The sequence below is a fragment of the Streptomyces longispororuber genome, from assembly GCF_024448165.1.
Taxonomy (GTDB): domain Bacteria; phylum Actinomycetota; class Actinomycetes; order Streptomycetales; family Streptomycetaceae; genus Streptomyces; species Streptomyces longispororuber_A.
On the sequence record NZ_JAMOLN010000339.1, the window covers coordinates 1 to 6,902 of the forward strand.

At 68.9% G+C, this 6,902-nt stretch carries 3 protein-coding genes; 2 read left to right on the forward strand and 1 reads right to left on the reverse strand.

Annotation, left to right across the window (positions count from 1 at the left end; translation table 11 throughout):
- Window positions 1-213 precede the first annotated feature (213 nt).
- On the forward strand, window positions 214-651 hold the full coding sequence (locus tag M4J07_RS45900; RefSeq protein WP_255982983.1) for a trypco2 family protein: 438 nt from the start codon (window positions 214-216) through the stop codon (window positions 649-651).
- Window positions 648-3,854 carry an NACHT domain-containing protein gene (locus M4J07_RS45905; RefSeq protein WP_255982985.1) on the forward strand — a complete coding sequence of 1,069 codons (3,207 nt, stop codon included), beginning with the start codon at window positions 648-650 and terminating at the stop codon, window positions 3,852-3,854. The genes M4J07_RS45900 and M4J07_RS45905 overlap by 4 nt, the downstream gene beginning before the upstream one ends.
- 116 nt (window positions 3,855-3,970) lie before the next feature.
- Here M4J07_RS45905 and M4J07_RS45910 read toward each other — a convergent pair whose 3' ends face one another.
- Window positions 3,971-6,499 carry an ATP-dependent Clp protease ATP-binding subunit gene (locus tag M4J07_RS45910; protein WP_018531902.1) on the reverse strand — a complete coding sequence of 843 codons (2,529 nt, stop codon included), beginning with the start codon at window positions 6,497-6,499 and terminating at the stop codon, window positions 3,971-3,973.
- Window positions 6,500-6,902: the final 403 nt, after the last annotated feature.

Genomic DNA, 6,902 nt, shown 5'->3' on the forward strand with positions numbered 1-6,902 from the left:
CTATTTCCCCTAGTACCGGACAAATCGCCTGTGCGGCATGTCACCGGGCCGCAAGATCCAACCGGGGGTGAATGTGACCGGGGCTACCCTCGGGGCGAGTTCCGGCGCAGCACGGTCACCACCTGCCGCACGAAGGGCAAAGCGACCGCCTGAGTGGGGTAAATCTCGCTAAAATCAAGGGACTTGCTCAGTTGCGCAGGACCGGGGGGACACATGGGCAACGCCACATCGGCCGACGTCGGCGACGGCGCGAACAGCACTGCACGAGCTGCTCACCGCAGCACCTTCGAAGGCATCGAGCTCGCTGACGCGGTCGCCTCCGTGCGCGACCAGCTCATCGAGGCGGCCGAGCGCGGGGCGGGCAGAGCCCTGTCCTTCGAGGTCGGTCCCATCGACATGGAGTTCGCTCTGGAGCTGCGCCGGGAGGCCAAGGGAGGCGGAAAGATCAAGGCCTGGGTCGCCGAAGCCGGTGCCGACGTCTCACGTGCCACCGGTCACACGCATCGGGTGTCCTTCACGCTCACCCCGCGCGACGCCGCGACCGATGCCCCCTGGAAGGTCGGCAGCACCCGCCCGACCGCCACCGATACCGCCTCCCCCTTCGGCCCTGCCGACGACGACCGGATCCCCCACCCTCACACCGGCGCATGACCCCGGCACGCCGCGCGGTCGCCGTACTGAGCGAGCTCCGCGGCAGCGGCGCCGCCCTCAACGCCCGCCTCGTCCTGACCTGCGCCCACGTCGTCGGCTCCGACCCCGCGCCCAAAGTCGCCCACCCCGACCACGGCGGTCTCATCCCCTCCGAGGTCATCTGGCGCGACGACGAGCGGGACACCGCGTTGCTGCACACGTCGGCGGACCTGCCCAGCACGGCGCACGTACGCGTCGGCCGCCTCGCGACCGACCGGGCACTGCCGGACTGCGAGATCGTCGGCTTCCCGGACATCCAACGGCACGGCCCGGCCGGGCACCTCGCCGCCGACCAGTTCACCGGCACGGTGCTGCCCGCCGCGGCCCGCCCCCGCACCCTGCTCACGTTCGCCTTCGACCGGGCGCCGGCCGTGGAGCCGGCGGACGGCACGAGCCCGCTCGCCGGGCTGTCCGGCGCACCGGTCTTCGCGGGGGACGTACTCCTGGGCATCGTCACCGAGATCCCCCGGGGCCGCGGCCATCTGCGCGCCGAGGGCAGCCTGATCAGCGACCTGTCCGAGTTGCCGAGCGTCCCGTACGACCTCCCCGAGCCGGAGCCGATCAGCGACCACCATCCGCTCGACCGTGAGTACGAGCGCGAATACGCGCTGGCGGTCGCGAGCGCCTACCGGAAGATGAAGATCTTCGGCCTCGACGACCTCAGCCGTCGTGAGTCCGAGTGGGACCTCGACACCGCCTATCTGAGTCTGGAGGCAGCGCCCCGGACATCCGAGGCGGACGCACGCAACCTCGACACGGTCACGACCCGACGCCCTTCGTTCTCCGGGCGCTCCGCCCAGCGGATCGACGCGCTCCTCGCGGACCGGCCGCGCGTACTGGTGCGCGGCGACGCCGGCGCCGGCAAGACCACCCTCGTGTGGTGGCTGGCCGCTCACGTCGCGGACGGCACCCTGGGGCCGCGCCTCGCCGAGCTCAACGGGCTGGTGCCGTTCATCGTCCCGCTGCGGACGCTACGTGCCCAGGCCGAGGCGTTCCCAGGACCCGCGCAACTGCCGTCGGTAGCCCGCCTGATGGTCGACGACCCGCCGCACGGGTGGGTCGGCCGGGTCCTCATGGCGGGCCGCGGCCTGCTGCTCGTGGACGGGCTCGACGAGGTGCCACAGGCCGACCGGGAGGAGGCCCACCGTTGGCTCGCCGCCCTTCTCGCGCGCTATCCGCGCACCCGCTGCGTGGCCACGGTGCGCCCGTTGGCCGTCGAGCCGGACTGGCTGGGGGCCGAGAACTTCCAGGAGCTGCGCCTCCTGCCGATGCGGGACGAGGACATCCAGGAGTTCATCGCCGCCTGGCACCGCGCCGCGCGACTGGACGACGACCCGGAGCTCGTGAGCGAGCTGGAGGCGGAGCTGTCACAGCAGTTCCGCCACAATTCCACCTTGCGCGACCTCGCCCGTACGCCCTTGCTGTGCGGGGTCATCTGCGCACTGCACCGCCGGCTCCAGGGCTTCCTGCCCGAGACGCGCTTCAAGCTGTACCAGTCGGCGCTGGGGATGCTGCTCGGCAATCGCGACATGCGGCGCCGGGTGGACGCCCCCGACGGCATCACCATGACGGTCGAGGAGCACCACCAGATCCTCCAGCGCATCGCGGTGTGGCTGGTGCGCGGCGGCCAGTCCGAGTTCACCCACGCCCAGGCCCTGCCGCAGGTGAAGATGGCGCTCGTCGGCATGGAACGGGTACGCGTCCAGGGCAGGCCCGAAGCGGTCCTCACCCACCTCCTCAACCGCTCCGGCCTGCTCCAGGAGCACGGCAACGACACGTACCAGTTCATCCACCGCACGTTCCAGGACTTCCTGGCCGCGAAGGAACTCGTCGAGAGCGGCTCACTGGCCGAACTCGTCCGCAACGCCGAGGACGAGCTGTGGCAGGACGTGATCCTGCTCGCCTCCGGGCACTGCCGGCGCGAGATCGGCGAGCTGCTCGACGATCTCCTGGAGAAAGCGGAGGCCCCGCCCGCCTCGGACCGGCTCCGGGTCCAGCTCTACGTCCTGGCGGCCCTGTGCTCGGAGCACGCCGCATGGCTGGAGGCCGATCTGCGGGACCGGATCCGGGACCGGATCTCTGCCCTCGTGGCCATGATCACCGCAACCGAAGTGCCCCAGCTCGCCCGCCTCGGGCCCTACGTACTCTCGTTCCTTCCAGACCCCGAGAAGCTGGACCCCGGACAGCAGAGCGCGATCGCCGACCTGGTCGGCAAAGTGGGCGGCCCTCAGGCCGTGCCGTACGCCCGTCGGCTCATCGACACTTCGGGCGTCTCCCTGTCGGCGCTCTCCCGCCTCGTCGGTGCGTGGGCGAACTTTCCCGCCGCCCCGTACCTGAGGGACGTCATCAGCCGGATGCCCGCGCGGGTCCCGATCCATGTCAGCACGCGGGAACAGCTGGGCCTGGTGCACGAACTGCCCGGCAGCCGGGCCCTCGTCCTCAGCGGCCCCTTCACCTCGTCCGAACTGGACGAGACCCGCCTGCCGAAGACGCATCTCCTGCATCTACTGCGCCTGCCCGACCTCTGCGACCTGGATTTCCTCCGGAAGTCCGGCCGCGACCTGACGACCCTGAACATCAGCTCCAGCGTCCCCGCCCTGACCGACATCTCCGCTGTCGCGGGCCTGCCCGCCGTGGAGCAGCTCTCCCTCTCGCTCCGCACCGAGTTGCCGCCGGGCACCTTCGACTGGATCCCGGAGCTGTCCACCCTGCGCTCCTTGACGCTGGCCACACCGAGCGTCACGACGGTGGCGGCCCTGCCCGTGCATGCGGCCGTGACACGACTGGCCCTGCCGGATCTCCGCCTGATCGACACCCGGGGCCTCGAGGCCTGGGAATCGCTGACCTCGATCTCGGTGCACTCCCCGTTGCGCCCGATGCTGTTCTGGAATTTCGTGCGGGACTCGACCTCGATCGACACCGTTGAGACCTCGATGTTCTCGGTCGTCGGCACGACGGGGCTTCCCCCGATCCCGAACGTGACCACGCTGAGCCTGCGGGAACTCACCGACCTGGACAGCGTCGAGGGCATCCTCGAGACGTTTCCGGCGCTGACGCACCTGCGCCTCAGGTCGAGAGTCGTCTCCGCACAGACCGGGCTCGGCCGCTCCAGCCTGGCCCGGCTCCGCGCCACGCATCCGCAGATTCGTTTCTCGATGTCGTAAATGCGGGTCCGTGCCCGAGAGGCGCTGACACGACAATGGGTGGCGCCGGGGCCGAAACCCCTGCGCCACCCATGTCAGGCTTCACTCCGAACGGGAGCCGGCAGCTCCCGGAGGGGCTACGCCTCCTTGCTCAGATTCGGCCCCGCACCGCCACCGGCGGCCTGCTCGATCGGCGGGACGTCGGGGAGGGCCGACTTCTCCTCACCCCGGAAGGTGAAGGTCTTGTTCTCGCCCTCGCCCTCCGTGTCCACGACCACGATGTGGCCCGGACGCAGCTCGCCGAAGAGGATCTTCTCCGAGAGGGTGTCCTCGACCTCGCGCTGGATCGTGCGACGCAGCGGCCGCGCTCCCAGGACCGGGTCGTAACCCTTCTTGGAGAGGAGCTCCTTGGCGGACTGGGAGAGCTCGATGCCCATGTCCCGGTCCTTCAGGCGCTCGTCCACCTTGCCGACCATCAGGTCGACGATCTGGAGGATGTCGTCCTGCGTGAGCTGCGGGAAGACGACGACGTCGTCCACACGGTTGAGGAACTCGGGACGGAAGTGCTGCTTGAGCTCGTCCGACACCTTGTTCTTCATGCGCTCGTAGTTGGTCTTCGTGTCACCCGTGGCCGCGAAGCCCAGGTTGAAGCCCTTCGAGATGTCCCGCGTGCCGAGGTTGGTCGTCATGATGATGACCGTGTTCTTGAAGTCCACGACGCGGCCCTGGGAGTCGGTCAGGCGACCGTCCTCCAGGATCTGCAGCAGCGAGTTGAAGATGTCCGGGTGGGCCTTCTCGACCTCGTCGAAGAGGACCACCGAGAACGGCTTGCGCCGCACCTTCTCCGTCAGCTGGCCGCCCTCTTCGTAGCCCACGTAGCCGGGGGGCGAACCGAAGAGGCGCGAGACCGTGTGCTTCTCGCTGAACTCCGACATGTCGAGGGAGATCAGCGCGTCCTCGTCACCGAAGAGGAACTCGGCCAGGGCCTTCGAGAGCTCCGTCTTACCGACACCGGACGGGCCGGCGAAGATGAACGAACCACCCGGACGCTTCGGGTCCTTCAGACCCGCACGCGTACGACGGATCGCCTTCGAGAGCGCCTTGACGGCGTCCTTCTGGCCGATGACCCGCTTGTGGAGCTCGTCCTCCATGCGCAGCAGACGCGAGGACTCCTCCTCGGTCAGCTTGAAGACCGGGATGCCGGTCGCGGTCGCGAGGACCTCGGCGATCAGCTCGCCGTCGACCTCGGCGACGACGTCCATGTCGCCGGCCTTCCACTCCTTCTCGCGCTTGGCCTTCGCCGCCAGCAGCTGCTTCTCCTTGTCGCGGAGCGAAGCTGCCTTCTCGAAGTCCTGGGAGTCGATGGCCGACTCCTTGTCGCGACGCACGCCCGCGATCTTCTCGTCGAACTCGCGGAGGTCCGGCGGCGCGGTCATCCGGCGGATGCGCATCCGGGAACCGGCCTCGTCGATCAGGTCGATCGCCTTGTCCGGCAGGAAGCGGTCCGAGATGTACCGGTCGGCCAGCGTCGCGGCCTGGACGAGGGCCTCGTCCGTGATCGAGACGCGGTGGTGGGCCTCGTAGCGGTCACGGAGACCCTTGAGGATCTCGATGGTGTGCGGCAGCGACGGCTCCGCGACCTGGATCGGCTGGAAGCGGCGCTCGAGGGCCGCGTCCTTCTCCAGGTGCTTGCGGTACTCGTCGAGCGTCGTGGCACCGATGGTCTGGAGCTCACCGCGGGCCAGCATCGGCTTCAGGATCGAAGCCGCGTCGATGGCGCCCTCGGCGGCACCCGCACCCACGAGCGTGTGCAGCTCGTCGATGAACAGGATGATGTCGCCGCGGGTGCGGATCTCCTTGAGGACCTTCTTCAGGCGCTCCTCGAAGTCACCGCGGTAGCGGGAGCCGGCGACCAGCGCGCCGAGGTCGAGGGTGTAGAGGTGCTTGTCCTTGAGGGTCTCGGGCACCTCGCCCTTGACGATGGCCTGGGCGAGGCCCTCGACGACGGCGGTCTTGCCGACGCCGGGCTCACCGATCAGGACCGGGTTGTTCTTGGTACGGCGCGACAGGACCTGCATGACGCGCTCGATCTCCTTCTCGCGCCCGATGACCGGGTCGAGCTTGGACTCACGAGCGGCCTGCGTCAGGTTGCGGCCGAACTGGTCGAGGACCAGGGACGTGGAGGGCGTGCCCTCGGCAGGACCGCCGGCGGTGGCGGTCTCCTTGCCCTGGTAGCCGGAGAGCAGCTGGATGACCTGCTGCCGCACCCGGTTGAGGTCTGCGCCCAGCTTGACCAGGACCTGGGCGGCGACGCCCTCGCCCTCACGGATCAGGCCGAGCAGGATGTGCTCCGTGCCGATGTAGTTGTGGCCCAGCTGAAGGGCCTCGCGGAGCGACAGCTCCAGGACCTTCTTGGCACGGGGGGTGAAGGGGATGTGGCCGGACGGGGCCTGCTGGCCCTGACCGATGATCTCCTCCACCTGCTGGCGGACCGCCTCGAGCGAAATCCCGAGGCTCTCCAGGGCCTTAGCGGCGACACCCTCGCCCTCGTGGATCAAGCCCAGGAGGATGTGCTCGGTGCCGATGTAGTTGTGGTTGAGCATCCGGGCTTCTTCCTGAGCCAGGACGACAACCCGCCGCGCGCGGTCGGTGAACCTCTCGAACATCGTTAATCGCTCCTCAGAGCGGTCAGGCAGTAAGGGGGCTGTCCCCTCCCTGTCCTTCCGCAGCTTAGTCCCGCAAGCGGGGACCGCTCATTCCAACTGCCGACACCCGGCCGAGAACAAGAGGCTCCTCCTGACCCCGAACGCCGACAACTGCTCCAACCCGATGGTGCGAGACGATGTTCCCGCAGGCCAGGCAGATACCCGCACCGCCGCTACGCCGATGGCGAACGCGAGACGCCCAACCTGTTCGTGTCGCCCCTCTCACTAGGGATGTCTTACCCGCACCGACTGACACTCCATGCGGCGCGCGCCGGTTCCCTCCGCTACGGGCGAACATCCTTGCGCCATTGAACACTCCCTTACGCCCCTATTTCGGACACACAGGGTGTTCAGAGTGCGACGT

Coding starts and splice junctions, on each gene's coding strand:
- M4J07_RS45900 (WP_255982983.1), top strand. CDS start 214: ATGGGCAACGCCACATCGGCCGACGTCGGCGACGGCGCGAACAGCACT.
- M4J07_RS45905 (WP_255982985.1), top strand. CDS start 648: ATGACCCCGGCACGCCGCGCGGTCGCCGTACTGAGCGAGCTCCGCGGC.
- M4J07_RS45910 (WP_018531902.1), bottom strand. CDS start 6,499: ATGTTCGAGAGGTTCACCGACCGCGCGCGGCGGGTTGTCGTCCTGGCT.